Genomic DNA, 26,176 nt, shown 5'->3' on the forward strand with positions numbered 1-26,176 from the left:
CGGGGATCATGCGGCCCGGATTTTGCGAGGACGTTTAGGCATGGAAAGTGTAGCGCTCAATGCGCCGGGTGGAGACGTGTCCATCTGGGCGCTCTTCTGGCAGGCCGGCTGGGTGGTGAAGCTGGTGATGATCGGGCTTCTGGGAGCCTCGGTCTGGACCTGGGCCATCATCATCGACAAGGTGATCGCCTATTCGCGAATGCGGGCGGCACTCAACCGGTTCGAGCAGGTTTTCTGGTCGGGGCAATCCCTGGAAGAGCTTTACCGGACACTGTCGGAGCGCAAGACCACCGGCATGGGGGCGATTTTCGTCGCCGCCATGCGCGAGTGGAAAAAGTCTTTCGAGAAAGGCGCGCGCTCGCCCGTTGGCCTGCAATCGCGCATCGACAAGGCCATGGACCTGGCCCTGGCGCGCGAGATGGAGCGCATGGAAGGGCGACTTGGCTTTCTCGCTTCGATCGGCTCGGCCGCACCGTTTATCGGCCTGTTCGGCACGGTGGTCGGAATTATGACCTCCTTCCAGGCTATCGCCGGCTCCAGCTCGACCAATCTGGCCGTGGTGGCGCCCGGGATTGCCGAAGCCCTGCTCGCCACAGCCATGGGCCTTTTGGCGGCCATTCCCGCGACCATCGCCTATAACAAGCTGACCTCAGATGTCGGCCAGATAGCGGCAAGGATGGAAGGCTTTGCCGACGAATTCTCCGCCATACTCTCGCGGCAAATCGATGAGAAAGTCGCGCCGCGGCAGCAACGTACGGAGGAATTTGCCTGATGGCCATGTCGGTTGCAGCTCCGGGTGGAGGGAGAGGCGGGCGCCGACGCCGCGGACGGCGTCAGGCCCTCATGTCCGAGATCAACGTCACGCCCTTTGTTGATGTGATGCTGGTGCTGCTCATCATATTCATGGTGGCCGCACCGCTTCTGACGGTCGGCGTGCCGATCGACCTGCCGGAAACGCAGGCAAGGGCGCTCAACTCCGATACTCAACCAATCACGATTTCGGTCAATGGCGAAGGCAAGGTCTACTTGCAGGAAACGGAAATCCCCATTGAAGAAGTTGTCCCGAAACTCCAGGCGATTGCCGAGACTGGCTATGATGAACGCATTTACGTGCGCGGCGATCAGGCCGCCGACTATGGCACGGTCATGCGGGTGATGGCGCGCATTTCCGCCGCCGGATACCGCAACCTCGGACTGGTCACCTTGCAGGAACAGGATAGCTGACCGCCATGAAGGCCGGTCTTGTCACATCGCTTACGCTGCACACGACGCTGATCGGGTTTGCGCTTTTTTCCCTCTCTGCGCCCGGCGCCTATGAGGTCGCCGACGTCGAGTCCTTGCCCGTCGACATCATCCCTTTCGAGGACATTGCACAGGTTCAGGAAGGGGTTCGGGAAGCAGAGCTGAATGAAAACCCCGCCCCCGCGCCGACGCGCCGGCCTGATCCGGTCGAGGATGCGCAGCGTGTCGGCGAGGCCGATACCGATACTGATGGACCGCCCACGCCAGAGCCTGAGCCGAAACCTGTCGAGCAGGCCGCCCAGGAGCAGCCCGCTCCCGAGGCGGAGCCGGTGGAGGAGATGGCTCAGGACGATGCAACCGCCGAGGCCGAAGAGACCGAGGTCGCTGCAACCGAGCGCGAGCCGGAAGCTCAATTGCCCCAGGAGGTGACCGAGGCTCCCGCCTCCGATCCGCTTGTTGCGGAGAATGCGGAGGAGGAAAGTGTCCAACTGCCGGATTCGGTGCCGCTGCCGCAGGCACGTCCGGAACCGCCTAAACCGCAGACCGCCAGAGCGCCGGAACCGAAGGAGACCCGCGAGACGGCCGAAGAGCAATCCGCGCGGGACAGCGATAGCGAGGAGCTTTTCGACGAAGTGGCCGCCCTCCTCAACAAGGAAGACGCTTCCGGCGGCGGCGCTCGGCGCTCGCGCGAAGAGGCATCGCTGGGCAGCGACCGCACCACCGGAGGCGAGACCCTGACGCAAAGCGAGATGGACGCGCTGCGCGGCCAAATCCAACGCTGCTGGAACGTGCCCGCCGGCGCGCAGGGCGCCGAGAATCTCCGCGTGTCTCTGAAATTCAGCCTAAATCCGAGCGGCGAGGTGGAGGGAACCCCGCAGATCACGGAAGGGGGCGGAGGTTCCGGCGTGATGCGGGCAGCGGCGGAATCGGCGCGGCGCGCCATCCTGCGCTGCGCGCCCTATGAATTGCCGGCCGAGAAATACGACGCATGGGCGGATGTCATCGTCAACTTCGACCCACGCGACATGTTCTGACGGATGTCACACAATTGAAAGTTCAAGAGGCCTAAACTAATGCAGAACGTCCTGAAAGCCGCCCTTGCGGTTGCGAGCCTGGCTGTGGGCATGGTCGCGCTGGCCGCCACGCCGGCACGCGCGCTCGTCGAGATCGACGTCACCCGAGGCGTGGTTGAACCCGTGCCGATCGCGATCACTGAATTTCTTTCCGCCGAGGGCAAGGGCGCGGAGATTGCCAACGTGGTGATGGCCGACTTGCGGCGTTCAGGCCTTTTCGCACCGATCGACAAGGCAGCATTCGTCGAGAAGATTTCCAATCCCGATGCCGCGCCGCGCTTCGAGGACTGGCAAGTGATCAATGCACAGGCCCTGGTGACCGGGCGTATAACGGAAGAGCCGGATGGACGGCTGCGCACTGAGTTTCGCGTGTGGGACACGTTTGCCGGGCAACAACTGGTAGGCGAGCAGCTTTTTTCCAACCAGGCGAACTGGCGCCGCATCGCGCACATTATCGCCGATACGATCTACGAGCAGTTCACCGGCGAGAAAGGCTATTTCGACAGCCGCATCGTTTTCGTCGACGAGTCGGGCCCGCGCGATAACCGCGTCAAACGCCTGGCCATCATGGATCAGGACGGTGCGAACCTGCGCTATCTCACGGATGGGCGCTCGATCGCGCTCACGCCGCGCTTTTCGCCGCAACGCCAGGAAATCACCTATATGTCCTATGAGAGCGGGCAGCCGCAGGTCTATCTCCTGCAACTCGAGACGGGCCAGCGCGAGCTGGTCGGCGACTTTCCCGGTATGACCTTCGCCCCGCGCTTCTCGCCCAACGGCGACAAGGTCATCATGAGCCTGCTGCGCGACGACGGAAATTCCAACATTTTCACCATGGACCTGCGGACGCGCAACACCGCGCGGCTGACCGACACGAACGCCATCGACACATCGCCATCCTATTCGCCCGATGGCAATAAAGTGGTTTTCACCTCGGACCGGGGCGGACGCGCGCAAATCTACGTCATGAACGCCGACGGCAGCAATCAGGAGCGAATCTCCTTCGGCGACGGGAGCTACTCCACACCGGTCTGGTCCCCCCGCGGCGATCTCATTGCGTTCACCAAGCAAAGCGGCGGAGAATTCCAGATCGGCGTGATGCGCACGGACGGATCCGGCGAGCGGATTTTGACATCCGGCTTCCTCACGGAAGGGCCGACTTGGTCCCCGAACGGGCGCGTCATCATGTTCTTCCGCCAGGACTCCGGCGCGGCGGGTCCGCAGCTTCACTCCATAGACCTCACGGGACGGAACGAGCAGAATATTCCGGCACCGAACTTCGCTTCGGATCCGGCCTGGTCCCCGCTTTTGAAATAAATGCGCCGCCTTTCAGCCGCATTTTTTGCTACCGTCCCGAATCGGCAGTTTCGCCGCTGCAGGGCCGATCTGGGAAAGCAAACGTTAACCATGTTTCTTGATCGGGTGTTAACCCTGTCATGATTACTGAGTTCTGAAGGATTCCCATCCGATTTTAAGGAGAGGCGGCTATGGGCCGTATGAAAAGCCTGACCAGAAATCCCGTTGCCATCGGATTGTTGGCTGCCCTTGCCATTGCTGGGTGCCGCACGCAAAACCAGGTACCCAATTCCGCTGTCGATCTTGGCCTCCAGGGAGGAGGTGCCGGGACATCGGCCCAGCCGGGCACGCAGCAGGAATTTACCGTCAGCGTAGGCGACCGTATCTTTTTCGAGACGGATTCCTCAGTCGTCAACGCCGACGCCCAGCGGACCCTGAGCCGCCAGGCTCAATGGCTCAACAAGTATCCGTCCTATTCCGTTACCATCGAAGGCCACGCGGACGAACGCGGCACGCGCGAATACAATCTGGCGCTGGGCGCCCGCCGGGCCGCGGCCACGCGTGACTTCCTGGTTTCGCAAGGCGTGTCGGCGAACCGCATCAACACGATCTCCTACGGCAAGGAGCGGCCGGTGGCCACCTGCGACGACATCTCCTGCTGGTCGCAGAACAGGCGCGCGGTCACAGCGCTGAGGGGTGCGGGGAGCTGAACCCACCGCATATAGAGAGCACAACAAAATTTGGCCGAAGTCTCGCTGCCTGATAGAAAGGGGTGGGGCGAGAAGGCCCTGCTTGTCGTTTCTTTGGAATGCGAGGACAGGATGCTGTTTCCCAAAACTGCGTGTGCGCTGACCGCTGTTACCTGCTGCATCGCACTCTCAACCGGGAGTGCGGGCGCATTTTTCCAGCCGGGCTACGCTACTAGCCCGCGGGCGGCGGAATCGATGGTCGGCGCGAAGGAAGGCCGGATCGTCCTGGCGCAGGCGAGCGATCCGCGCATAGCGGAGTTGCAGGAGCAGGTCCGCCGCCTCAACGGCCAGGTTGAAGAGCTCAATTTCCAGATCCTGCAGATGCAGGAGCAGATGCGCCTAATGCAGGAGGATAACGAATTCCGCTTTCAGCAGCTCGAGGGCGGCAGTTCGGAAGTGCAGGATTCAACGGCGGTAGAGCCCGCCGAAAGATCGAATCAGCCGGATCAGGGCGCCACCACGGGAACCGCCGAGCGTGTGAACCCCGAGCCTGAAAGCGGCGGTCAAGGTGAACCGCCGAGGGCTCTCGGATCCATCACATTCGACGATAACGGCAATATCGTCTCCAGCAATCCGGGAGAACCGCTGGATCTGTTGGGGAATACTGATGGCTCGACGGTCGCGGCCCTGCCGAACTCAAACGATCCGGAGCGCATCTACCGCAACGCATACGAGTTCATCCTCTCCGGGGATTACGACACGGCGGAAGCGGGTTTTCGCCAGTATCTCGATCAGTTTCCGGACGGCGCGCACGCCGCTGACGCCCATTTCTGGCTGGGCGAAGCGCTGCTGGCGCAGGAACGCCACCGCGAAGCGGCGGAGGTCTTTCTGGAAGCTAACCGATCCTTTCCTTCCGCCAACAAGGCGCCCGACATGCTGCTGAAGCTCGGCGTGTCGCTTGCGGCCATTGGCCAGCATGATGTAGCCTGCGCAACCTTCACCGAAATGGAGCAGCGTTATCCAGAAATTTCGAGTGCCTTGAGCGACCGCGTGAGGATGGAGCGGGCCTCCGTCGGTTGCTGACAAGCGAAATGCCACCGGATCCGGACGATCTGTTCCGGTCGGTCGATTTCTCCGGGCGTGCGCGCATTATCGTAGCCGTTTCAGGAGGCGGCGATTCCCTCGCTCTTCTGCTCCTCCTGCGGGACCACCTGAAGTCTTGCGCGGTCACCCCGTCGTTGCTGGCTGTCACGATCGATCACGGCCTTCGCCCGGAATCGCGCGAGGAAGCACAACAGGTGGCGCATCTTTGCCGGCAATGGGGTATCGCCCACCGCACCCTTCATTGGGGCGGCGCCAAGCCGGGCAGCGGTGTGTCCGAGGCCGCGCGAGAGGCGCGTTTCGACCTCCTGGCGCAAGCCGCCGAGGATGCCGGTACCGATCTCGTCCTTACCGGCCATACGGGCGATGATCAGGCCGAAACGCTTGCTATGCGCAGAGCGCGTGGACGCGGACGCGGTCTTGCCGGCATTGCCCCGGCCACTCTCTATAACAACCGTGTCTGGTTCCTGAGGCCGCTTCTGACAGAGCGCCGCGCCAGCCTGCGCACCTTCCTGCGCGAGCGGGCGGTCGCATGGATTGAGGACCCCACCAATCGCGACCAGCGCTTCGAGCGCGTGCGCCTGCGCCAGTCTCTGTCAGAGGACGAGATCGGCCGGCTACTCAAGCAGGCGGAGGAAGAAGCGGCCATGCGAGAGACGGCCGGCCGCGAGGCGGCTGCAACGATTTCCCGGTTTGCCGAAGAGGTTGCGCCCGGCTTGTTCCGTCTTGACAAAACCGGCTTCAATAATGCCGATGGCGATACGGCGCTTTATGCGCTTCGCATTCTGCTGGCGGTGGCCGGAGGCACGCCGCACCTCCCGTCCGAGAATCGGGCGGGAGAGATATTGTCGCAGGCGACGGCTGAACGCGCCCGCGTCACGCTGTCACGATCCATCGTCGCTGCCCGGGGCCCACTCATCTATCTTCACCGCGAAAATCGGAACCTGCCCCAGACAAGCCTCACTGCCGAAATGCTCTGGGACGGGCGCTATCGCATCGTCCCGTCCGATGACGCCCGGAACCTGACGATCACGCCATTCGGCTCCACAAACGCGCAAAGCGCAAAAATCGGGGGTTTTGATGCTCCGTCGGGACTGGTTCGCTCCGCCCTGGCGGCGCAGCCGGCGCTCCGCTCGGAAGGCGCGTGGGTTGGACTCGCGGCCAGCTCTGTTGTTGTCCACCCGGTGGCCGGACCGTGGTCCCGCCTTCTCCCCAGCTTCGATCTCGCACCAGCCAATGCAATCCGCGCGCTCATCGGCGGGAAGGCAATTCCCGAATTGCCATTGCAACGCCACAAAAAATTAATGACATAGACGTATTCGCTTTAGAAAAGGGGCAAATGCACGGGCGCGGTTGGCAACACCTTCTCCGCTCCCTATGTTAGGGACAATCCGTGCACTGCACAGGCCGGCTCGACGTTGCTATGGAACGCACATGAATCCAAATTACCGAAATTTTGCACTCTGGGCGATTATCGCGGTTCTGCTCATCGCGCTTTTCAACCTTTTCCAGGCGCCGCAGCAGGGTAGCGCGACGCGTGATATCGCCTATTCGCAGTTCCTTCAGGAATTGTCCGACGGCCAGATCAAGAGCGTCACCATCACTGGGGATAAGATCACCGGAACGTATACGGACAATTCAACGCCGTTCCAGACTTATTCTCCGGGTGATTCCACGCTGGTCGAGCGGCTGGAAAACCGTAATGTGACGATCAATGCCCAGCCGGAGAACGATGGATCCAATTCCATTCTCGGATATTTCATCTCGTGGCTACCAATGATCCTCATCCTTGCCGTATGGATTTTCTTCATGCGGCAGATGCAGTCGGGATCGGGCCGGGCCATGGGCTTCGGCAAATCGAAGGCGAAGCTTCTGACGGAGGCGCACGGCCGCGTCACCTTCCAGGATGTCGCCGGCGTCGACGAGGCAAAGCAGGATCTCGAGGAAATCGTCGAGTTTCTGCGCGATCCGCAGAAATTCCAGCGGCTCGGGGGTAAAATACCACGCGGCGTTCTGCTCGTCGGCCCTCCGGGAACCGGTAAGACGCTGCTTGCCCGGTCCGTCGCGGGCGAAGCGAACGTTCCCTTCTTCACCATTTCCGGTTCGGACTTCGTGGAAATGTTCGTCGGCGTTGGTGCTTCGCGCGTTCGCGACATGTTCGAGCAGGCGAAAAAGAGCGCGCCCTGCATCATCTTCATCGATGAGATCGACGCCGTGGGACGCCATCGCGGCGCAGGGCTCGGCGGCGGCAACGACGAGCGCGAGCAAACCCTGAACCAGCTTCTCGTCGAGATGGACGGTTTCGAGGCGAATGAGGGCATCATCCTGATCGCTGCAACCAACCGGCCCGACGTGCTGGACCCCGCGCTTCTGCGGCCCGGCCGGTTCGACCGGCAGGTGGTCGTGCCGAATCCGGATATCGCCGGCCGCGAAACGATCCTCAAGGTACATGCGCGCAATGTGCCGCTGGCACCCAATGTCGACATGAAGGTGGTGGCGCGCGGAACGCCGGGCTTCTCTGGTGCGGACCTTGCCAACCTGGTCAACGAGGCCGCCCTGATGGCTGCCCGGCGCAACAAGCGTCTCGTCACCATGCAGGAGTTTGAGGACGCGAAGGACAAGGTGATGATGGGCGCCGAGCGGCGCTCCCACGTCATGACCCAGGAAGAGAAAGAGCTGACAGCTTACCACGAGGCAGGTCACGCCGTAGTCGCGCTCAACGTGGACTCGGCCGATCCGGTTCACAAGGCGACGATTATACCGCGCGGACGGGCTCTCGGTATGGTGATGCAGCTTCCCGAGGGCGACCGCCATTCCATGAGTTATAAATGGATGATCTCCCGGCTTGCCATCATGATGGGTGGGCGCGTCGCCGAGGAAATCAAGTTCGGCAAGGAGAACATCACCTCCGGGGCGGCATCGGACATCGAACAAGCGACCAAACTCGCCCGTGCCATGGTCACGCAATGGGGCTTTTCCGACAAGCTCGGTCAGGTGGCGTACGGCGAAAACCAGGAAGAGGTTTTCCTGGGTCATTCGGTGGCGCGCCAGCAGCACATGTCGGAAGAGACGCAGCAGAAGATTGACGGTGAGGTCCGCAGGCTGATCGATGAAGCCTACACGAAAGCCCGCGAAATCCTGACGAATCGAAAGAAAGACTGGACCGCCGTTGCCGAGGGCCTTCTCGAGTACGAAACCCTCTCGGGCAACGAAATCCAGGCGATCATCCAGGGTGAGAAGCCTTCCCGCGACCTCGGTGATGATACGCCGCCCTCTCGCGGCTCCACCGTGCCCAAGGCCGGCGCACGCGGCGAAGGCAAGAGAAAAGGTGGCGATGAACCCGACACGGGCATGGAGCCTCAGCCGCAGAGTTAGTTAAGCTCCAGATCGGGTATAACCCTGCCCCTCATCGAGCGGACAAAGCGAGTGCGATGCGTCGTACTCGCTTTGTTTTTGCCCAGGAGATGCAGCTTTCTAGAGTTCCGCCTGCACTCTTGCACGCGCTCCGGAACGGGGGTTAAGTCAATTGTTTATTAACCTATCGGCGCAATTGGCTGTTCACCTGGATCCTTTACAAAATCTCACATAAAGTGATGCGTAGACCCGCTCGATCCTGTGGCAAATGATAACAAGGGACGCCGCTTTGCGAAGCAAATCGAAACCGGTGCAGGCAAAGAAAGAAATGTCGAGAAAGTATTTCGGGACTGACGGTATCCGCGGTCGCGCAAACAGATTTCCCATGACCGCCGAGATTGCCATGAAGGTGGGGATGGCGGCCGGGCTTTCCTTCCAGAACGGCAATCACCGCCACCGCGTCGTGTTGGGTAAGGATACCCGCCTTTCCGGCTATATGATCGAGAATGCGCTGGTCGCAGGCTTCTGCGCCGCCGGCATGGATGTCTTTCTTCTGGGACCTATCCCGACCCCCGCCGTCGCCATGCTGGTGCGATCCCTGCGAGCCGATATCGGGGTCATGATCTCGGCATCTCACAATCCATTTCACGACAACGGCATCAAGCTTTTCGGGCCGGACGGCTACAAGCTGTCGGATGCGATCGAGGATCGCATCGAGGCGATGCTCGACAAGGACATCGGAATGGCATTGGCCGATGTCGATATGCTGGGCCGCGCCAAGCGCGTGGATGGCGTGCATGACCGCTATATCGAGGCCGCCAAGCGCACGCTGCCGCGCTCCATGTCGCTCGCGGGCCTACGCATTGTGGTCGATTGCGCCAACGGCGCCGGCTACCGGGTGGCGCCCGCCGCCCTTTGGGAACTGGGCGCGGAAGTGGTCGCGATCCACGCCGAGCCCGACGGCTTCAACATCAACGAGGAATGTGGCTCGACCCAGCCTATGAGTTTGGCCAAGAAAGTGCATGAGGTGCGCGCCGATATCGGCATAGCGCTCGACGGCGACGCCGACCGTGTGGTGATCGTGGACGAGAACGGCACGATCGTCGACGGCGACCAGATCATGGCGCTGATCGCCCGCTCCTGGCACGAAAGCGGACGTCTTTCCGGAGACGGGATCGCCGCCACGGTTATGTCCAATCTCGGCTTGGAGCGGTTCCTGCGTGATCGCGGGCTGTCCCTGCATCGCACCAAGGTCGGCGATCGCTATGTGGTCGAGCACATGCGCGCCCACGGCCTCAATGTCGGGGGCGAGCAGTCCGGGCACGTCATTCTTTCCGATTTTTCCACCTCAGGGGACGGCCTTGTGACCGCCCTGCAGGTACTGGCTTGCATCAAACGACAGAACCGCCCGGCCAGTGAGGTCTGCCGCCAATTCGAACCGGTGCCGCAGATTCTCAAGAACGTGAAAACAGGCGGCGGTAAGCCGCTTGAATCCGCGCCTGTCCGGACAGCCATAGCCGACGCCGAATCCAGGCTCGAGAAGTCCGGCCGGCTGGTCATCCGTCCTTCGGGAACGGAACCACTCATCCGAGTCATGGCCGAGGGGGACGACCCCACGCTCATCCGCTCGGTGGTCGACGACATTATCGGTGCGATTACCGAAGCCAGAAACGCAGCCTGAAACAACCGAAAACAGCTGAATTCCGGCGTCCATAGGCATGCGGTGAATATAAAACAACCCACACGTTAAGGTTAATTGCTACTTAACCTTTCTCGTTCATTTTTCAGCATGACTCAACCAGCCAAAGGCCAGGAGCGCCTAGCGGGGATTGTAGATATGCTGAAGAGAACGACCCTGTTTGCAACACTTGCCGTGCTCGGTCTGGGCACGAGTGCCTATTCCGCCGACCTTGAGCGGCCACGCGTCGTGCAGCCGCCGAAATATACGCCACCGCCGCCGGCGAAGAAGCCGGTGATTGCTGGTTGGTATCTGCGCGGTCATATCGGCATGAGCAATCAGCGCGTGGGCAGCCTTCATAACGTGCTGTTCGACGGTGTGGACGATCTGGATTTCCTCGATCCCGGCGGCTTCAGCAGCGCGCCGGTAGCGGGTGGCGGCGTCGGCTACAGGTTCAACTCCCACCTTCGCGGCGATATTACGGCCGAGTATCGAGGCAAAGCCGATTTCTCAGCCCTTGACCGCTACGACTTTGTTGATGACGGCGATCCCTCGACCTGGGACGGCACCAACGAATACAGTGCGAAAAAGTCCGAGTGGTTGTTGCTGGCGAACGCCTATGTCGATCTCGGGTCCTGGCACGGCATTTCACCTTATGTCGGCGCTGGTATCGGCGCGTCGCGCAACACCATTCACCATTTCCGCGACATCAATGTACCCAATGAGGGCGTCGCCTATGGCGGCACCGATTCGAAATGGAACTTCGCGTGGGCACTGCATGCCGGGCTTGGTTACCAGATCACCGACGCCCTCACGCTTGATGTGGGCTACAGCTACCTCGATTTAGGTGACGCGCAGAGCGGCGATATCATTACCTATGAGGGGGCCAACACCGTCGATAATCCGATGCACTTCGAGGACCTGACCTCACACGACTTCAAGCTGGGATTCCGCTATCAGTTCGGCGGCGGATATACACCCGAGCCGGAGTACGTGGCTTACGACCCGGCGCCCTCCTACAAGCCGCCAGTCTTTAAATAAAAACGCGATCCCTGCCCCTTCGAACCGCCCGATTTTTCGGGCGGTTTTTTTTCGCCAGTGAGCATTTCCCCCGCTCGATCATTCTTAACCGGCGGTTAACCGTTATGGTTAATAGTTCTTCCAGATTCCTGGCGGGTAGATTGCCCCATTCTTGCGGAGTTTCGGATCAATGCGCCAAACATCCATCCTCGCGCTGAGCGCTGCTGTTGTCTCTGCCGCGGCTCTCCCGGCCCAAGGTGCAGATTACGGCCCCCCTTTGGTCATCGAGGAGCTTCCCGAGCACGTGCCGGTCGAAATCGGCTCCGGCTGGTACTTGCGAGGCGATTTGACTTACAATGTAAACGAGTCCGTCTATGATGATCCGCTGGGTGTCGAGTTTGACAATCAGCGTATCGGCGGCGGGGTCGGTGTCGGTTATCACTTTAACGATCTTTTTCGCGCCGACGTGAATCTCAGCTACATCTCCGATGATTCTTTCAGCTACAGCGACGGACTCGACGAACTGGAACTTGAGAATCGTGTTCTGGCTGCCATGCTGAACGGCTATCTCGACTTGGGTACAGTCGTCGGCCTGACGCCCTATGTCGGTGCAGGCGCCGGTATGCTCTACAACAAGCACAGCGCCCGCCTCGTTTCGCCCGGCATCGACATTTCAGCGGATGACCGGCAGTACACCTTCGCCTATTCGCTCAATGCTGGCGTCAACTACAGTCTCACCGATAATCTCTCTATGGATGTTGGCTATCAGTACCTGAACTCGCCTAAAGCGGAGTATCTGGATTTCGAATCGGGGCAGATCGAAGACGGTCTCGATTTCCACCAGGTCCGCGTCGGTCTGCGCTACGATCTCTGGTAATGTTGACGGTCTTTTTGCCGTATAGCTTCGCCACGAATCCTGATGCACTGCAATACTCTCGAGACTTGCCGGAGGCGCATGGCCGCTCCGGCAAGTCTCAAGGTGATCAGTGACGCAATTCAGAATCGCGGCTGCTCGCTCCGAGAGCTGCATCGTGCATTTTCTCGACAGCCGAGGCAGCGTTCCCGATCGTGATCCGTCGCATCGAATCCCGCTCTTCCAATGCAGTGAGTTCCAGGCCGCGTGCGGCCGCTTCCAGTGCTTGCGTGATTGCTATCCTCAGCTGCGGACTCATCTCTGCAAGCTGCGATAGCAGTGCTATCAGAACAGTTTGCGAAGCGAGGGTGGACGCCTCCGAATGAGGCGCTTTCGTCTTGTCTTCCGTCATAAATTCGTACCCGTTGTGCCGTTCCAATCTCAGCCGCCGAAGGCGACGACAAGCATGAGCCAGGGTCACGACCTACTAATGTGATTGAAATGGCGCCAGAACGGCAAAGAGATGCAAGGAGGAGCGCCCCTTCGACAAGCTCAGAAGAGCGATGTGGTCCAAACAGATGGCATCACACCATTTCAAGCAGATTAGTAGGTCCTGACCCTAGGCCAACGGAGGAGGAGGGGGCGTCAGCACACCCAAAAAAATTCCGAAGGGGAATGGACGGGGACGCGGGAGAAATGTTCCACCTCTGGTAAAAGGAGATCTAGGCAGTCGCAATACAGACCAAGCGATGCATGACAGGCTTCACTGCCGTCCTCATGCGCGTTCCCGTGATCGTGATCGTGTTCACCGTATCCGCCGGATTCGTGAAGGTGCTTGCCCGAATGATGGTGATCTTGATGTGAATGGCTGGGGTGCAGTGCTGCAGCGGCAGCATGGCTGGATGTCACACCCGGGTGCATCTGAAGTGATGCCAATATGATCAAAAGGACTAGGTTACTAGCGAGAAACTTCGACCGCACTTGATTCCCTGACGCTCTGTGCGCCTCCTCCTCTCGCTCACACGAGCCATGTTTCTGGTTGAGCGCAGCTAACATATCCGCTCAATCTTTCTTGATGCAAGCTGCAAACTTGGTGTTTGATTCTAAAACCCGCTTGCTTGCCCCAACCTGAAGAACACGAAGGCCGGCCCACAAATTCTCGCAGAGCTCCGTGGCCTTGTACTTTTCCGCTGGTTGCTGTAAGCCCGTCCGTGGGACACCCCTCCCCAACGAGGGGCTACTATCTGGAAGGGTAGATACATTATGGAAAAAGCTGCAAAGCCGGACGTCCGTCCGGCCAATCCCCATTTCTCGTCAGGACCCTGCGCAAAGCGCCCCGGCTGGACGCCCGAGGCGCTGAGGGATGCCGCCCTCGGCCGCTCCCACCGCGCCAAAATTGGCAAGGAAAAGCTCGCCCGGGCCATCGAACTGACCGGCGAGGTCCTAAAGGTCCCCTCCGATTACCGTATAGGCATTGTGCCTGCCTCGGATACCGGTGCCATGGAGATGGCGCTTTGGTCCCTTCTGGGTGAGCGGGGCGTCGATATGCTGGCCTGGGAGTCCTTCGGTTCCGGCTGGGTGACCGACGTCATCAAGCAGTTGAAGCTCGATGACGTCCGCCGTATCGAGGCGGATTACGGCGAGCTGCCCGATCTTTCCCAAGTGGATTTCGACCGCGACGTGGTCTTTACCTGGAACGGGACGACCTCCGGCGTGCGCGTGCCGAATGGCGAGTTCATCCCGGCCGACCGCAAGGGGCTCGCCATTTGCGATGCCACCTCGGCCGCATTTGCGCAGCGCCTCGACTTCGAAAAGCTCGATGTCGTGACCTTCTCCTGGCAGAAAGTGCTGGGTGGTGAGGCCGCGCACGGCATGCTCATCCTGTCTCCTCGTGCGGTAGAGCGCCTGGAGACCTACGCGCCGGCATGGCCGCTGCCGAAGATCTTCCGCCTCACCAAGGGCGGCAAGCTCAACGAGGGCGTTTTCAAGGGCGAAACCATCAACACGCCTTCCATGCTCTGCGTGGAAGACTATCTCGACACCCTCACCTGGGCGCAGTCGGTGGGCGGACTCGACGGGCTGATCGCTCGTGCCGACGCCAATTTCGCCGCCATCGACCGTTTTGTGGAAAAGAGCGGCTGGCTGGCCCATCTGGCGCAGGATCCGGCGACACGCTCCAACACGTCCGTGTGCCTTTCCATCATCGATGAGGCCGTCACCAAACTCGATCCGGAAGCCCAGGCTGCCTTTGCAAAGGGCATAGTCTCCAGGCTCGACAAGGAGGGCGTGGCCTACGACATCGGCCACTATCGCGATGCGCCTCCCGGGCTGAGAATATGGGCGGGCGCGACCGTCGAGACCTCCGATCTCGAGGCGCTCATGCCCTGGCTCGACTGGGCCTTTCACGAACAGAAAGCCGCACTTCAGAGCGCCTGATCCCGTTCAGCGCGGCAATCGCCCAATTCCCCAATCCTAATCTTCTAGGAGCCCCGAAATGGCACCTCGCGTACTCGTTTCCGACAAGCTTTCACCAACCGCCGTCGACATCTTCAAACAGCACGGCATCGAGGTCGACTATGAACCCGATCTCGGCAAAGACAAGGAAAAGCTGCTTTCCGTCATCGGCCAGTATGACGGACTTGCCATCCGTTCGGCCACCAAGGTGACGGAAAAACTCATCGACGCCGCCGACAATCTGAAGGTCGTCGGTCGCGCCGGCATCGGCGTCGATAACGTTGATATCCCGGCAGCCTCGCGCCGTGGTATCATCGTAATGAACACCCCCTTCGGCAACTCCATCACGACCGCCGAGCATGCCATCGCCATGCTGTTTGCCGTGGCGCGGCAGATCCCGGAGGCGAATGCCTCCACCCACGCAGGCAAGTGGGAAAAGAACCGCTTCATGGGTGTGGAAATCACCGGCAAGACACTGGGCGTCATCGGTTGCGGCAATATCGGCTCCGTGGTCGCAATGCGCGCCATCGGTTTGAAGATGCACGTCGTGGCCTTCGATCCGTTCCTTTCGCCCAAACGGGCCGAGGAGTTGGGCGTCGAAAAGGTGGAGTTGGACGACCTCTTCACGCGCGCCGACTTCATCACTCTGCACACACCGCTGACGGACAAGACGCGCAACATTGTCAATGCCGAGGCAATCGCAAAGATGAAAGACGGCGTGCGCATCATCAACTGCGCGCGCGGCGGCCTTGTCAACGAGGCGGATCTGGTCAGCGCTCTCGAATCGGGCAAGGTCGCCGGCGCGGGCATAGACGTGTTCGAGTCAGAGCCGGCCACCGAAAACGCGCTCTTCAACATGCCAAATGTGGTCTGCACGCCGCATCTGGGCGCCGCCACGAGCGAGGCACAGGAAAATGTGGCGCTTCAGGTGGCCGAGCAGATGTCCGACTACCTCATCAAGGGCGCGGTCACCAACGCCATCAACATGCCCTCCATAAGCGCCGAGGAAGCGCCGCGGCTGAAGCCATTCGTCAAGCTCGCCGATGTTCTGGGAACCTTTGTCGGCCAGGTGACGGAAGAGCCGATCCGCGAAGTCGAGGTGGTGTTCGACGGCTCCACCTCCAGCATGAATACGCGCGCGTTGATCAGCGCGACGCTGGCCGGCCTGATTCGGCCACAGGTCTCTGACGTGAACATGGTCTCCGCCCCCATCATGGCGAAGGAGCGCGGTGTCATCCTGTCGGAGGTCAAGCGTGACAAGTCGGGAGTTTTCGACGGCTATATCAAGCTGACCGTGAAGACCGCAAACAAGACCCGATCGATCGCCGGCACCGTCTTCTCCGACGGCAAGCCGCGTTTCATCCAGATCAAGGGCATCAATCTCGACGCGGAGGTGGGCGAGCACATGCTCTATACCACCAATTACGACACGCCCGGCATCATCGGCCTGCTTGGCACGATCTGCGCCAAGCACGGCGTCAACATCGCCAACTTCCAGCTTGGCCGCAACCGCCCGGGCGGCGATGCGATCGCGCTGCTCTATCTGGATGCGCCTTGCCCGGAGTCTGTGCTGAAAGAGCTGGAAGCCACAGATTCAATCATTTCGGCCAAGCCGCTGAACTTCGACGTCGCGGTTTAAGCCGCGAACTCGGGAGCGGGCGGGACGCCCGCTCCCTCGGTATTCAATCCACCGAGGCTCTGACGCGGGCGCTCATAGAGGCGGCTTTTCTCCCGCTGTACTCCGCCAATCCGATACCGCAGAACACGAGCACCAGCGCGATTGCATGATGCGGCTCGAAAACCTCGCCAAGAATGGCGATGGAAAGAAGCGTCCCGAAGATCGGCACGAGATTGACGAACAATCCGGCGCGGTTCGCGCCGATCAGTTCGTTGCCCCGGATGTAGAGAACCTGCGAGAGAATGGAGGGTCCGAGAGCCGTATAGGCGACCACGAGCCAACCTTGCGTATCCGGCAGAATCAGGCGATCGCTGGCATGCTCCCAGGCCACGAATGGCAGGGAAGCAAGAAGCGCCGACGTCGCTAGAACGGTGATCGTGCTCAGCCAGTGGACATCGGGCTTGAAGCGCAGCGCCACCGTGTAGGTTCCGTAAAAGACCACGGCGAGTAGCATGAAAAGATCACCCGTGTTGATGTCGAGCTCGGCAAGACGCGATATGTCGCCATGGCTGGCCGTCAGGGCTATACCGATCAACGACAGGACAAAGCCGGCCAGTTGGAGCGCGGTAGCGCGGATGCGAAACAGCAGGAAGTTGAGCGCAATAATGACCATCGGAATAGCACCCTGCTCAATGGATACATTCACGGCGGACGTGTAATTCAGCGCCGTGTAGAAGGAGGCGTTGAAAAGCGTGAAGCCGAGCACGCCTAGAACCGCCATGAGCGGCAGGTTTTTCCGGATGACCGGCCAGTCCCGCCGCAGGGGCCGGATCGCAAAAGGCAGTAGGATTAGGACGGCCAGAATCCAGCGCAGCGTGGTCAGCATGAAAGGCGATACGTGCCCCACGGCGAGTTTTCCCGCGACCGCGTTCCCTCCCCAGATGAGCGTTGTCAGGAAAAGGAGCACATAGACGATGTTTTGCATGATCACCCCGGCTGTTTCCGCGACAGGCTTAGAGCATCGGACGGCACGGGTAAATTGAGGCAGCTGCAAGAAATGCATGACACTGCGCCTGCAAGGCAGAATCAGGGTCGCATCGCGGGCCGCAAGGTATTATAGAGCCCGGTGGTTTCTTACATGCGGCCGCGTGCTACGCGACCTCGATGCTGCCTAGAAGGACTCAGCTATGGCGAATGTTGTGGTCGTCGGCTCCCAATGGGGCGACGAAGGGAAGGGCAAGATTGTCGACTGGCTGTCGGAGCGTGCCGATGTGGTGGTGCGTTTTCAGGGTGGGCATAATGCGGGCCACACGCTGGTCATCGACGGCGTCAGTTACAAGCTTTCGCTCCTGCCCTCCGGGGTCGTCCGCACCGGCAAGCTTTCGGTTATCGGCAATGGCGTTGTCTTCGACCCTCATGCCTTCGTGGCGGAACTCGACAAGCTTGCCGGCCAAGGCGTGCAGGTTACACCGGAATCGCTGAAGGTCGCGGAGAACACCGCGCTGATCCTGTCGCTCCACCGGGAGCTCGACGCCTTCCGCGAAGACGCCGCCTCCAACTCGGGCACCAAGATCGGCACGACGCGGCGCGGGATCGGCCCGGCCTATGAAGACAAGGTCGGTCGCCGGGCCATTCGCGTGATGGATCTCGCCAATATGGAGACCCTGCCTGCGAAGGTGGACCGGCTTTTGACCCACCACAACGCCCTGCGCCGCGGCCTCGGCCACAGAGAGGTTTCGCACGCGGACATCATGGAGGAATTATCCTCCGTCGCCGGCCGCATCCTGCCCTTTGTCGATCGGGTGTGGAAGATCCTCGAGGAGGCGAGCCGCATGGGAAACCGCATCCTCTTCGAAGGTGCGCAAGGCACGATGCTCGACATCGATCACGGCACCTATCCCTTTGTCACCTCGTCCAACACGGTGGCTGGCCAGGCCGCGACCGGCTCGGGCCTGGGGCCGGGCGCGATCGACTATGTGCTTGGCATTACCAAGGCCTATACGACCCGGGTCGGCGAAGGGCCGTTTCCCACCGAGCAGAACAACGAGATCGGCGAGCTGCTTGGCACCAAGGGCCATGAATTCGGCACCGTGACGGGGCGGCAGCGGCGCTGCGGCTGGTTCGACGCCGTGCTGGTGCGCCAGGCCGTGGTGGCGAACGGCATGAACGGCATCGCCCTGACGAAGCTCGACGTACTGGACGGGCTGGACGAGATCAAGGTCTGCACGGGCTACCGGCTCGACGGAAAGACGATCGACTACCTGCCGGCCGGACAGGGCGCGCAAGCGCGGCTCGAGCCAATTTACGAGACCTTGGAAGGCTGGAAGGAGACGACGCGCGGCGCGCGGCGCTGGACGGACCTGCCGGCGCAGGCGGTGAAGTATGTGCGCCATATCGAGGAACTGATCGGCGCGCCGGTAGCGCTGCTGTCGACCAGTCCCGAGCGGGAGGACGCGATTCTCGTTACCGATCCCTTCCAGGACTAATCGCGGGCAATGGGCGCCGCGACGCTGCGGGGATTCCATTGCCTTCAGGCATGCTATAGAGTCTCCACAATTCAGCGGCAAGTGTAACCGGCGGCTGCACGGGGCTCGCGGAGATCAAAAACGGGCAATTTGGGCATGGCAGACTTTGCTACGGTCTTGCGGAAGACCATTGACGGGCTGGAGGACAATACAGCCGAGACACGAGCGCGCGTTTACCAGCGGGCGCGGGATACGATCGAGGCCAAACTCGCGGCCGCTTCTTCTCCCGAGGAGATCGTCGCCCGCCAGAAACAACTGCTTGAAGATGCTATCGCGACGGTGGAAGCCGAGTATCAGACGCCGGCCGCTTCTCCACCTATGGAAGACGATCTCGACAGCTTCTTCAAATCCCTGGGGCCATCTGAGCCGCAGGCCCCCTCGCCCGACGATAGTGAGCCACAGATTGAGACCGGGCCCGCTGACGAAAATTCGCCGCCGGAGACCGGCGAGTCGGCCTGGGCCGAAGACGCTCTGCCGCAGGAAGCCGACGATAGCAGCGCGACCGAGTATGACGACGGCCGGTTCGAAGAACCCTTTTTGGACGACGCCGATAAACCCGCTCGGGAAGCGGAGGCTAGCATCGCCGATGTGGAGGGACCGGATCCTGCAGAGCACGAGGCTGAAACGGAAGAAGCCGCTGCTCCGCCTCCGCCGCGACGTCGCGCCCGGCGCGGCGGTCTGGTCCTGACGCTCCTTTTTGGCCTGGTCCTCGTGGGCGCGGCAGCCTATGCCGGCTGGCATTATCGCGACGACCTGGTGAGCCTGGCCGGATTGGACGAGTCGAGCGATGCCACCGTCGTACAAAACGACGGGAACGAAGCAGTAGATGAGCCGGAGGGTGAAACTGTCGAAGCTGCTGCAGAAGATCCCGCCGCCGCGAGCGATAATCAGCAGCAGGCAGCCTCGTCCGAGGAAAACACGAAGTTTACCCAGCGCTTGACGGAAGACGGAGAAGAGGTCGATGAAGGCCCGGCCGGCGGCGAACCCTCGCTCGGCGAAGGGACATCCATTGCCACGGCGACCCAACTCGAGGACGGCGCCCCTATCGAAAACAACGGGGAGGCACGCGGCGAAGCCCTTGCCGTCGGCCAGCGAGCGATTTTCTATGAAGAGCGGACGAGTGCTTCCGAAGGCTCCGCTCAAAGTGGCAATGTTGTTTGGTCGATCGTCGAGGAATCCCCGGGCGACAACCTGCCACCGGAGCCCGCCATCCGGGCCGAGGCGACGATTCCCGATAAGGATCTCCAACTCAAGATGACAATCCGGCGAAATGTGGATCAGTCTTTGCCGGCCAGCCACATTGTAGAGCTCATCTTCCTGACGTCCGACGACTTTCCGGGCGGCAGCATAGACAACGTGCTCCGCGTCGCCATGAAGCGCAGCGAGCAGGACACGGGAAGCCCTCTGCTCGGTATTCCGGCGAAGATTGCCGACGGGTTCTTCCTGGTGGCCTTGAGCGACAGCCAGGCTGATCTCGAGACGAACAGGACGCTCATGCGCCGGCAAAGCTGGCTCGACATTCCGATCGTCTACACATCCGGCCGCCGCGCCTTGGTGACGCTGGAAAAAGGCACTGCCGGCACGGAGGTCTTCGATGAGGCGATGCAGGCTTGGGCGAACGCCTCCAGCGGGTAGTGCTTCCCGCTAGGACGCCGCCTCAACCGGCCGGACAAACGTGATGATCGTGCCATATGGGATGAGCATGGCGAAGCCGATCAGGAGCTTCACCACCAAGTCCCCCAACGCGAGCGAAACCCAGAGCGGCACGTCGAACCCCATGCCGAACAGAGGGACGGCGAAGGCGAGCGAACCGTCCTGACGTCCGAGCGCGGTGTCGAGGAAGGAAAAGACCCCGGCAAAAGCGACCGAGAAGAAGAGAGCAGTGTCGATCCCGGAGCCGATGATCGTCGAGATCAGCGGCGCGCGCCACCAGCGTCCCTGCCGCAGCCGGTCGAAGATCGAGACATCCAGGAGCTGAGCCATGAGAAAGGCACTTCCCGAAGCGATCGCAATACGGGGGCTGGCCAGCAAGACCGACAGGACGACCGCAATGAAAAAGCCAACCAGCACGACCCGGCGCGCCCGTTGAGGCCCGAAACGCCGGTTTGTCAGGTCATTGACAAGGAAGGCGAGAGGATAGCTGAACGCGCCCCAGGTCAGGATTTCGCCCATCCCCCAATGCTCGAAAGGGAATTGAACGAGAAAATTGGACGCGACCACCACGACCGCCATGGCGGCCGTGAAAGGCCAGACTGAAGGTGCAAAGTACATTTTTTTATCCTGGGTGATGGAACCAGCGGGCCGGCAAAGCCGGCCCCCTCGGCAGATCAGGCTTCAGCCTGCTCCGTCAGCTTCTTGGCGACCTGCTTTTTCAGAAGGCGCGCACGCTGGGAAAGATCGTTCGATTTTGCCTTGACCAGAAAAGCATCGAGCCCGCCACGATGCTCTACCGTGCGCAGAGCGTTGGCCGAAACGCGAAGGCGAACCTTTTGGTCCAACGCTTCGGACATGAGCGTGACTTCGCAAAGATTGGGCAGGAAGCGACGCCTGCTTTTATTGTTGGCGTGGCTTACATTGTTGCCGCTCATAACGGCCTTACCGGTCAGTTCACATTTGCGGGACATTTTTCTTACCTTATCTTTCGGACCGCAATATCGCCAACCGCATCCGTATGAACGGCGCACGATACGATCAGGCGGCCTCGTGGAGATCGCCGCTCACATAAAGGCATTTCTCCCGTTGGTCAAGGTTCACCGGCGATACGCCGCCGAACGCCTTCCGGCCGGCTTGCTGCACGTTGCAAACCTTAACATTTCATATATTCGCCAGATTGGCCCGTTTACATTGTGCCCAGGAAAGCACCGAAAGGGCGAACACCATGCGCCGCGCCTTAATTACCGCCATCGCGGCAATCGCCTTCGCGGAACCCGCTTCAGCAGCCCAGGAAGTCCAGCGCGTGCGCTACGACATCTCGCTTTACGGGCTCCAGATAGGCCGCGCGATTTTTGAAAGCCATTTTGAAGGCCCGGGTTTTGCGGTGGCCGGCCGCTTCGAGAGCGCCGGTCTCGCCCGCGTTTTTGATCGCACCAACGGCACCGTCACGGCGAATGGATGGCTGAACGAAAACGAAAGCCGGCCCAATCAATACACGCTCGAATACACCAGCGGAGACGAGCGCACGAAGGCCACGATCCGTTTTGCCGATGGTGCAGTGAACGAGGCGGAGTACAAACCGGAGCCGAAGAAGCGGGATGACTGGGTGCCGGTCGAGCGCGAACACCTTTCCCGCGTGGCAGACCCCGTAACGGCCCTGCTGCTACCCGCCGAACGCGAGGCAGACGTGTGCCGCCGCACGATCAGAGTCTATGATGGCAGCATACGGGCCGATCTCGAACTTGAGCCGGCACAGGGCGACGAGAACTTCCGCGATGCTTCCGTCACCTGCCGGGCCCGTTTCGTTCCGGTATCGGGCTATCGGAAGGGGCATTCCTCGATCGCCTACCTGCGCGACCGCTCGCGCATTCTCATCGGTTTCGAGCCCGTGCAAGGCCGCGGAGTTTATTCGCTCGCCCGCGCAAGCATTGCCACAAAGATCGGAACAGTGCACATCAGGGGACATCGCATGTAACGGGAATCAGCGGAAAGCAAATGGCACGCGCGACCTTGATCGGCTTTTCTGCCGTAGCCATGTGGGCGCTTCTGGCCCTCTTCACCGATGCCTCCGGAAACGTGCCGCCCTTCCAGCTTTCCGCCATTGCCTTTACGATCGGCACCCTGGTGGGCTTGGCTGCTCGGCTTGTGACTCCCACCCGCTCCAGAAAACCAGTACCGCTGATGGCTTGGGTCGTGGGCATTATCGGCCTTTTCGGCTATCACCTCCTTTATTTCACCGCGCTGCGCAACGCGCCGGCGGTGGAGGCGAGTTTGATTGCCTATCTCTGGCCGCTGCTAATCGTGCTCGGCTCGGCCCTGATGCCGGGTGAGAAGCTCGGCTGGCACCACGTGGCAGGTGCGCTGTGCGGCCTGGCCGGCACCTTTCTCATCATTTCCAAGGGCGGTGGCCTCAGCTTCGACGGCCGCTACACACTGGGATACGTCTCGGCGGGCGGATGCGCCCTCTTCTGGTCCAGCTATTCCCTGCTGTCACGCCGCTTCCAGGCCGTCCCGACCAGCACCGTTACATGGTTCTGTGCCGCGGCGGCGCTTCTCTCAGCCCTGTGCCATCTGGCCCTTGAACAGACCGTCTGGCCCGCAAACGCGGGCGAATGGATTGCCATTCTCGGCCTCGGCCTCTTCCCCGTCGGCGCAGCGTTCTATGTTTGGGATTATGGAGTAAAGCACGGCAACATTCAGGTCCTTGGAGCGGCGAGCTATGCAGCGCCGCTGCTGTCCACCCTGATCCTCATTGCCGCGGGACGGGCAGAGCCGACGACGAACATTCTCGCCGCGTGCATCCTGATCACCGGCGGCGCTGCGCTCGCCGCGAAAAACATGCTGCGCCGGCAAAAGCCACCGGCCGTGTCCGGCGACGCCGCCGCCTGACCGGCAACCGTCAGGCCAAATCCTTGCGCTTGCGGATTTCTGCAAAGACCGCCTGGTCCGACGCATCCTCCATGCCGAGATTGCCGCGGATCACCGGGTCATGCCAGCGCAGGAAGGGATTGGTGGCCATCTCGTCGGCCAAGGTCGTGGGGAGTGTCGGCCTGCCCTCACTGCGCAGACCGTCGATCCTCGCTGCCCTTTCCTTGAGCGCCGAGTTGGTTGGATCGATGGTCAGGGCGAATCGCGCGTTGGCCTGCGTGTATTCGTGTCCGCAATAGATGACCGTCTCCAGCGGCAGTGCCGCGAGCTTTTTCAAGGACTCGAGCATCACCGGCGGTTTGCATTCGAAAAGGCGCCCACAGCCGAGCGCAAAGAGCGTGTCGGCAGTAAAGGCGATACCCGACTGGGGGAAGTGATATGAAATATGGCCGACCGTATGGCCGGGTGTCTCGATCACGCGGCCTTCCTGTCGACCGATACGGACCGTATCGCCCTCCTTGAGAGTGCGATCGATGCCTGGAATTTTGTCAGCCTCCTTTTCGGGACCGAAGATCGTCAGGCCAAAGCGTTTCTTCAGCGCCAGATTGGCCTCCACATGATCGCCGTGTCGATGCGTCGTCAGGATCGCCGCGGGAGTCCAGCCCGTTCGTTCGATCGCCTCCAGAATGGGCCGTTCCTCCGGGGCGTCGATCAGAGCCACTTCGCCGGTCTCCGTATCGCGGGCGAGAACGCCGAAATTGTCGTTCCGGCACATGAACTGTTCGATTTCCAGCGGCATTCACAACCTCCAATGCAAGCACATGCAACGATAGGACCGACAATGCACTTTGTCACCGGGCATTTGCCGTCTTGCAGTTAGCAGAAACCACGCCTACCGTTTCGCTATGAACGCGGACATCGTCGACTTCAGAAGCTTTTATGCCAGCCTTCTGGGCCGCCTGGCGGAGCGGTCTATCGCCATGGCCCTCTCCTCGCTCTGGACCAAGCTTCCGCAGGAGCGTCTGGTGGGCTTCGGTTATGCCGTTCCCTGGCTTGAACGCTTCGGTGCCGATGCCGAAAGGGTGTTCGCTTTCATGCCGGCGCGCCAGGGTGCGGTGCGCTGGCCGGTGGGCAAGCCTTCCGCGACGGCACTCGTGATGGAAGACGAGCTGCCGCTGCCGGATTCGTCGGTAGACCGCGTGCTTCTGGTTCACGCATTGGAGCATGCGGAAAATCCCGATCAGATGCTGCTTGAAATCTGGCGCGTCCTGGCACCCGGCGGGCGGCTCGTCCTCGTCGTGCCCAATCGGCGCGGCCTGTGGGCGCGTTTCGAGCACACGCCCTTCGGGACCGGGCGCCCGTACTCCCGCTCGCAGCTGACCGAGCTTCTGCGCAGCGCTAACTTCACGCCGGGAGCCTGGGCGGATTCGCTGCATTTTCCGCCGGCGCGACGACGCTGGATCATGCGATTCCACAATTTTCTGGAAAGCGGCGGTCGCCGCTTCTGGCCGCTTTTCGCCGGTGTTCTGGTCGTCGAGGCGGAAAAGCGGTTGCAACAGGGGATACCCGCGCTTGCCCGCCGGTCCCGGCGCGTTCTCGTGCCGGCACTCGCCCCGCAGGGTGCGACGAGGCTGGGGCGTAGCTGTCATCTTGGAGAAGGGGAGTGTCATGTGGCATGATCGGCGAATACTGGACCTTTTCGACATCGAGCAGCCAATCCTGCTGGCACCGATGGCGGGCTCCGGCGGCGCGGAGCTTGCAATTGCGGTGAGCGAAGCCGGCGGGCTCGGGGCGCTGCCTTGCGCCATGCTGAGCCCCGAACAGATCCGCACGGAGGTCGGGATCATCCGCCAGCGCACCAACGGCCCGCTCAATCTTAACTTTTTCTGCCACAGGCCTCCAAAGCCGGATGCCGCGCGAGAGGAAGCCTGGCGCAACCGCCTTTCATCCTATTATGCCGAGTACAGCATCGATTCCGGCGCCATACCCGCCGGAGTCGGGCGAAACCCTTTCAACGAGGAAACGTGCGAAATCGTCGAGGAGCAGCGTCCCGAAATCGTCAGCTTTCACTTCGGCCTTCCCAAAGAAAGTCTTCTTGAGCGCGTCCGGGCAACCGGCGCGAAGGTGATCGCCTCCGCGACGACCGTTGCCGAAGCGCGCTGGCTGGCCGAGCACGGGTGCGACGCGATCATCGCCCAAGGCGCGGAAGCGGGGGGTCACCGTGGCATTTTTCTCGAAGAGGATTTCTCCACGCAACCCGGCACCATGGCGCTGGTGCCGCAGGTGGTGGATGCGGTCGAGGTGCCCGTGATCGCCGCCGGCGGCATTTGCGATGCGCGCGGCATCGCCGCCGCTTTCATGCTCGGCGCGGCCGCCGTTCAGATCGGCACGGCTTATCTGCAAAGCCCGGAAGCACTGACCGGGCCAGCCCACCGTGAAGCGCTGACAAACGCGCGAGACGACCGGACGGTGTTGACGAATGTTTTTACCGGCCGGCCCGCACGCGGCCTCATCAACCGGATCGTGCGCGAGGTCGGGCCGGTCAGCGCGGACGCGCCCGCGTTTCCGCTCGCCACGGCAGCGGTCATGCCCCTGCGCAAGGCGGCGGAAGGAATGGGGTCAGGCGATTTCTCGCCGCTGTGGGCCGGGCAAGCGGCTCCCTTGGCAAGACCGATGCCGGCTGCCCACCTGACGCGAGAACTGGCTGAAGAGGCTCAGGTCCTGCTCGGCAGATAATGCCTGTTCGGCCTGT

At 61.3% G+C, this 26,176-nt stretch carries 24 protein-coding genes; 19 read left to right on the forward strand and 5 right to left on the reverse strand.

Annotated elements, in window-relative coordinates; translation table 11 throughout:
- The first annotated feature begins 40 nt into the window (after positions 1 to 40).
- From tolQ to LY631_RS00155, 11 genes are all read left to right on the forward strand, one after another.
- Positions 41 to 772, forward strand: coding sequence for a protein TolQ (gene tolQ / locus LY631_RS00105; RefSeq protein WP_274423073.1), 732 nt, complete (start codon positions 41 to 43; stop codon positions 770 to 772).
- Positions 772 to 1,224 carry a protein TolR gene (tolR, locus tag LY631_RS00110; protein ID WP_274423076.1) on the forward strand — a complete coding sequence of 151 codons (453 nt, stop codon included), beginning with the start codon at positions 772 to 774 and terminating at the stop codon, positions 1,222 to 1,224. The genes tolQ and tolR overlap by 1 nt, the downstream gene beginning before the upstream one ends.
- Positions 1,225 to 1,229: 5 nt before the next feature.
- Positions 1,230 to 2,276 carry a hypothetical protein gene (locus LY631_RS00115; protein ID WP_274423077.1) on the forward strand — a complete coding sequence of 349 codons (1,047 nt, stop codon included), beginning with the start codon at positions 1,230 to 1,232 and terminating at the stop codon, positions 2,274 to 2,276.
- A gap of 39 nt (positions 2,277 to 2,315) precedes the next feature.
- Positions 2,316 to 3,632, forward strand: coding sequence for a Tol-Pal system beta propeller repeat protein TolB (gene tolB, locus LY631_RS00120; RefSeq protein WP_274423078.1), 1,317 nt, complete (start codon positions 2,316 to 2,318; stop codon positions 3,630 to 3,632).
- A 170-nt stretch (positions 3,633 to 3,802) separates the two neighbouring features.
- A complete protein-coding gene (gene pal, locus LY631_RS00125) occupies positions 3,803 to 4,321 on the forward strand; it encodes a peptidoglycan-associated lipoprotein Pal (RefSeq protein WP_274423080.1) in 519 nt (172 codons plus the stop codon).
- A 111-nt stretch (positions 4,322 to 4,432) separates the two neighbouring features.
- Positions 4,433 to 5,383 carry a tol-pal system protein YbgF gene (ybgF, locus tag LY631_RS00130; RefSeq protein WP_274423081.1) on the forward strand — a complete coding sequence of 317 codons (951 nt, stop codon included), beginning with the start codon at positions 4,433 to 4,435 and terminating at the stop codon, positions 5,381 to 5,383.
- A gap of 8 nt (positions 5,384 to 5,391) precedes the next feature.
- Positions 5,392 to 6,714: a tRNA lysidine(34) synthetase TilS gene (tilS, locus tag LY631_RS00135; RefSeq protein WP_274423082.1), complete on the forward strand. Its 1,323-nt coding sequence runs from the start codon at positions 5,392 to 5,394 to the stop codon at positions 6,712 to 6,714.
- A 121-nt stretch (positions 6,715 to 6,835) separates the two neighbouring features.
- A complete protein-coding gene (ftsH, locus tag LY631_RS00140; protein WP_274423084.1) occupies positions 6,836 to 8,776 on the forward strand; it encodes an ATP-dependent zinc metalloprotease FtsH in 1,941 nt (646 codons plus the stop codon).
- Between the two features lie 307 nt (positions 8,777 to 9,083).
- Entirely contained in the window at positions 9,084 to 10,436 is a 1,353-nt protein-coding gene (glmM, locus tag LY631_RS00145; RefSeq protein ID WP_274423085.1) for a phosphoglucosamine mutase, read from the forward strand.
- A 156-nt stretch (positions 10,437 to 10,592) separates the two neighbouring features.
- Entirely contained in the window at positions 10,593 to 11,474 is an 882-nt protein-coding gene (locus tag LY631_RS00150; protein WP_445082809.1) for an outer membrane protein, read from the forward strand.
- 169 nt (positions 11,475 to 11,643) lie between these two features.
- Positions 11,644 to 12,330 (forward strand): outer membrane protein, encoded by a 687-nt coding sequence (locus LY631_RS00155; RefSeq protein ID WP_274423087.1) that lies wholly within the window; start codon positions 11,644 to 11,646, stop codon positions 12,328 to 12,330.
- 106 nt (positions 12,331 to 12,436) lie between these two features.
- Here LY631_RS00155 and LY631_RS00160 read toward each other — a convergent pair whose 3' ends face one another.
- Positions 12,437 to 12,718 carry a hypothetical protein gene (locus LY631_RS00160; protein WP_274423088.1) on the reverse strand — a complete coding sequence of 94 codons (282 nt, stop codon included), beginning with the start codon at positions 12,716 to 12,718 and terminating at the stop codon, positions 12,437 to 12,439.
- A gap of 851 nt (positions 12,719 to 13,569) precedes the next feature.
- Between LY631_RS00160 and LY631_RS00165 the strand changes: the two genes are divergently transcribed.
- Together LY631_RS00165 and serA are read left to right on the forward strand one after the other, a co-directional pair.
- Positions 13,570 to 14,742, forward strand: a complete 1,173-nt coding sequence (locus tag LY631_RS00165) for a phosphoserine transaminase (protein WP_274423089.1) — start codon at positions 13,570 to 13,572, stop codon at positions 14,740 to 14,742.
- Positions 14,743 to 14,800: 58 nt separating this feature from the next.
- Complete coding sequence (serA, locus tag LY631_RS00170) at positions 14,801 to 16,399, forward strand: phosphoglycerate dehydrogenase (RefSeq protein ID WP_274423091.1); 1,599 nt, start codon at positions 14,801 to 14,803, stop codon at positions 16,397 to 16,399.
- Between the two features lie 43 nt (positions 16,400 to 16,442).
- Here the strand turns inward: serA and LY631_RS00175 are convergent, their stop codons facing one another.
- Positions 16,443 to 17,363 (reverse strand): DMT family transporter, encoded by a 921-nt coding sequence (locus LY631_RS00175; RefSeq protein ID WP_274423856.1) that lies wholly within the window; start codon positions 17,361 to 17,363, stop codon positions 16,443 to 16,445.
- A gap of 202 nt (positions 17,364 to 17,565) precedes the next feature.
- Between LY631_RS00175 and LY631_RS00180 the strand changes: the two genes are divergently transcribed.
- Positions 17,566 to 18,864, forward strand: a complete 1,299-nt coding sequence (locus LY631_RS00180) for an adenylosuccinate synthase (RefSeq protein ID WP_274423092.1) — start codon at positions 17,566 to 17,568, stop codon at positions 18,862 to 18,864.
- A 135-nt stretch (positions 18,865 to 18,999) separates the two neighbouring features.
- Positions 19,000 to 20,538 (forward strand): hypothetical protein, encoded by a 1,539-nt coding sequence (locus tag LY631_RS00185; protein WP_274423093.1) that lies wholly within the window; start codon positions 19,000 to 19,002, stop codon positions 20,536 to 20,538.
- A gap of 9 nt (positions 20,539 to 20,547) precedes the next feature.
- Here the strand turns inward: LY631_RS00185 and LY631_RS00190 are convergent, their stop codons facing one another.
- Entirely contained in the window at positions 20,548 to 21,174 is a 627-nt protein-coding gene (locus LY631_RS00190; protein ID WP_274423095.1) for a queuosine precursor transporter, read from the reverse strand.
- Between the two features lie 56 nt (positions 21,175 to 21,230).
- Entirely contained in the window at positions 21,231 to 21,527 is a 297-nt protein-coding gene (gene rpmB / locus LY631_RS00195) for a 50S ribosomal protein L28 (protein ID WP_274423096.1), read from the reverse strand.
- A 254-nt stretch (positions 21,528 to 21,781) separates the two neighbouring features.
- Here rpmB and LY631_RS00200 point away from each other — a divergent pair, with 254 nt between their 5' ends.
- Both LY631_RS00200 and yddG read left to right on the forward strand, forming a co-directional pair.
- Positions 21,782 to 22,531 carry a DUF3108 domain-containing protein gene (locus tag LY631_RS00200; protein WP_274423097.1) on the forward strand — a complete coding sequence of 250 codons (750 nt, stop codon included), beginning with the start codon at positions 21,782 to 21,784 and terminating at the stop codon, positions 22,529 to 22,531.
- A gap of 20 nt (positions 22,532 to 22,551) precedes the next feature.
- Positions 22,552 to 23,445 (forward strand): aromatic amino acid exporter YddG, encoded by an 894-nt coding sequence (yddG, locus tag LY631_RS00205; RefSeq protein WP_274423098.1) that lies wholly within the window; start codon positions 22,552 to 22,554, stop codon positions 23,443 to 23,445.
- Positions 23,446 to 23,455: 10 nt separating this feature from the next.
- Here yddG and gloB read toward each other — a convergent pair whose 3' ends face one another.
- Entirely contained in the window at positions 23,456 to 24,223 is a 768-nt protein-coding gene (gene gloB / locus LY631_RS00210) for a hydroxyacylglutathione hydrolase (RefSeq protein WP_274423100.1), read from the reverse strand.
- 106 nt (positions 24,224 to 24,329) lie between these two features.
- Between gloB and LY631_RS00215 the strand changes: the two genes are divergently transcribed.
- Positions 24,330 to 25,103, forward strand: coding sequence for a class I SAM-dependent methyltransferase (locus LY631_RS00215; RefSeq protein ID WP_274423101.1), 774 nt, complete (start codon positions 24,330 to 24,332; stop codon positions 25,101 to 25,103).
- On the forward strand, positions 25,093 to 26,160 hold the full coding sequence (locus LY631_RS00220) for an NAD(P)H-dependent flavin oxidoreductase (protein WP_274423102.1): 1,068 nt from the start codon (positions 25,093 to 25,095) through the stop codon (positions 26,158 to 26,160). Before LY631_RS00215 ends, LY631_RS00220 begins: the two co-directional genes overlap by 11 nt.
- Positions 26,161 to 26,176: the final 16 nt, after the last annotated feature.

Origin of the sequence: Chelativorans sp. YIM 93263, assembly GCF_028767125.1 — a bacterium.
Taxonomy (GTDB): domain Bacteria; phylum Pseudomonadota; class Alphaproteobacteria; order Rhizobiales; family Rhizobiaceae; genus Chelativorans.

Excerpts from the sequence above, each read along its gene's own strand:
- tolQ (WP_274423073.1), top strand. The coding sequence starts at position 41 with ATGGAAAGTGTAGCGCTCAATGCGCCGGGTGGAGACGTGTCCATCTGG.
- tolR (WP_274423076.1), top strand. The coding sequence starts at position 772 with ATGGCCATGTCGGTTGCAGCTCCGGGTGGAGGGAGAGGCGGGCGCCGA.
- LY631_RS00115 (WP_274423077.1), top strand. The coding sequence starts at position 1,230 with ATGAAGGCCGGTCTTGTCACATCGCTTACGCTGCACACGACGCTGATC.
- tolB (WP_274423078.1), top strand. The coding sequence starts at position 2,316 with ATGCAGAACGTCCTGAAAGCCGCCCTTGCGGTTGCGAGCCTGGCTGTG.
- pal (WP_274423080.1), top strand. The coding sequence starts at position 3,803 with ATGGGCCGTATGAAAAGCCTGACCAGAAATCCCGTTGCCATCGGATTG.
- ybgF (WP_274423081.1), top strand. The coding sequence starts at position 4,433 with ATGCTGTTTCCCAAAACTGCGTGTGCGCTGACCGCTGTTACCTGCTGC.
- tilS (WP_274423082.1), top strand. The coding sequence starts at position 5,392 with ATGCCACCGGATCCGGACGATCTGTTCCGGTCGGTCGATTTCTCCGGG.
- ftsH (WP_274423084.1), top strand. The coding sequence starts at position 6,836 with ATGAATCCAAATTACCGAAATTTTGCACTCTGGGCGATTATCGCGGTT.
- glmM (WP_274423085.1), top strand. The coding sequence starts at position 9,084 with ATGTCGAGAAAGTATTTCGGGACTGACGGTATCCGCGGTCGCGCAAAC.
- LY631_RS00150 (WP_445082809.1), top strand. The coding sequence starts at position 10,593 with ATGCTGAAGAGAACGACCCTGTTTGCAACACTTGCCGTGCTCGGTCTG.
- LY631_RS00155 (WP_274423087.1), top strand. The coding sequence starts at position 11,644 with ATGCGCCAAACATCCATCCTCGCGCTGAGCGCTGCTGTTGTCTCTGCC.
- LY631_RS00160 (WP_274423088.1), bottom strand. The coding sequence starts at position 12,718 with ATGACGGAAGACAAGACGAAAGCGCCTCATTCGGAGGCGTCCACCCTC.
- LY631_RS00165 (WP_274423089.1), top strand. The coding sequence starts at position 13,570 with ATGGAAAAAGCTGCAAAGCCGGACGTCCGTCCGGCCAATCCCCATTTC.
- serA (WP_274423091.1), top strand. The coding sequence starts at position 14,801 with ATGGCACCTCGCGTACTCGTTTCCGACAAGCTTTCACCAACCGCCGTC.
- LY631_RS00175 (WP_274423856.1), bottom strand. The coding sequence starts at position 17,363 with ATGCAAAACATCGTCTATGTGCTCCTTTTCCTGACAACGCTCATCTGG.
- LY631_RS00180 (WP_274423092.1), top strand. The coding sequence starts at position 17,566 with ATGGCGAATGTTGTGGTCGTCGGCTCCCAATGGGGCGACGAAGGGAAG.
- LY631_RS00185 (WP_274423093.1), top strand. The coding sequence starts at position 19,000 with ATGGCAGACTTTGCTACGGTCTTGCGGAAGACCATTGACGGGCTGGAG.
- LY631_RS00190 (WP_274423095.1), bottom strand. The coding sequence starts at position 21,174 with ATGTACTTTGCACCTTCAGTCTGGCCTTTCACGGCCGCCATGGCGGTC.
- rpmB (WP_274423096.1), bottom strand. The coding sequence starts at position 21,527 with ATGTCCCGCAAATGTGAACTGACCGGTAAGGCCGTTATGAGCGGCAAC.
- LY631_RS00200 (WP_274423097.1), top strand. The coding sequence starts at position 21,782 with ATGCGCCGCGCCTTAATTACCGCCATCGCGGCAATCGCCTTCGCGGAA.
- yddG (WP_274423098.1), top strand. The coding sequence starts at position 22,552 with ATGGCACGCGCGACCTTGATCGGCTTTTCTGCCGTAGCCATGTGGGCG.
- gloB (WP_274423100.1), bottom strand. The coding sequence starts at position 24,223 with ATGCCGCTGGAAATCGAACAGTTCATGTGCCGGAACGACAATTTCGGC.
- LY631_RS00215 (WP_274423101.1), top strand. The coding sequence starts at position 24,330 with ATGAACGCGGACATCGTCGACTTCAGAAGCTTTTATGCCAGCCTTCTG.
- LY631_RS00220 (WP_274423102.1), top strand. The coding sequence starts at position 25,093 with ATGTGGCATGATCGGCGAATACTGGACCTTTTCGACATCGAGCAGCCA.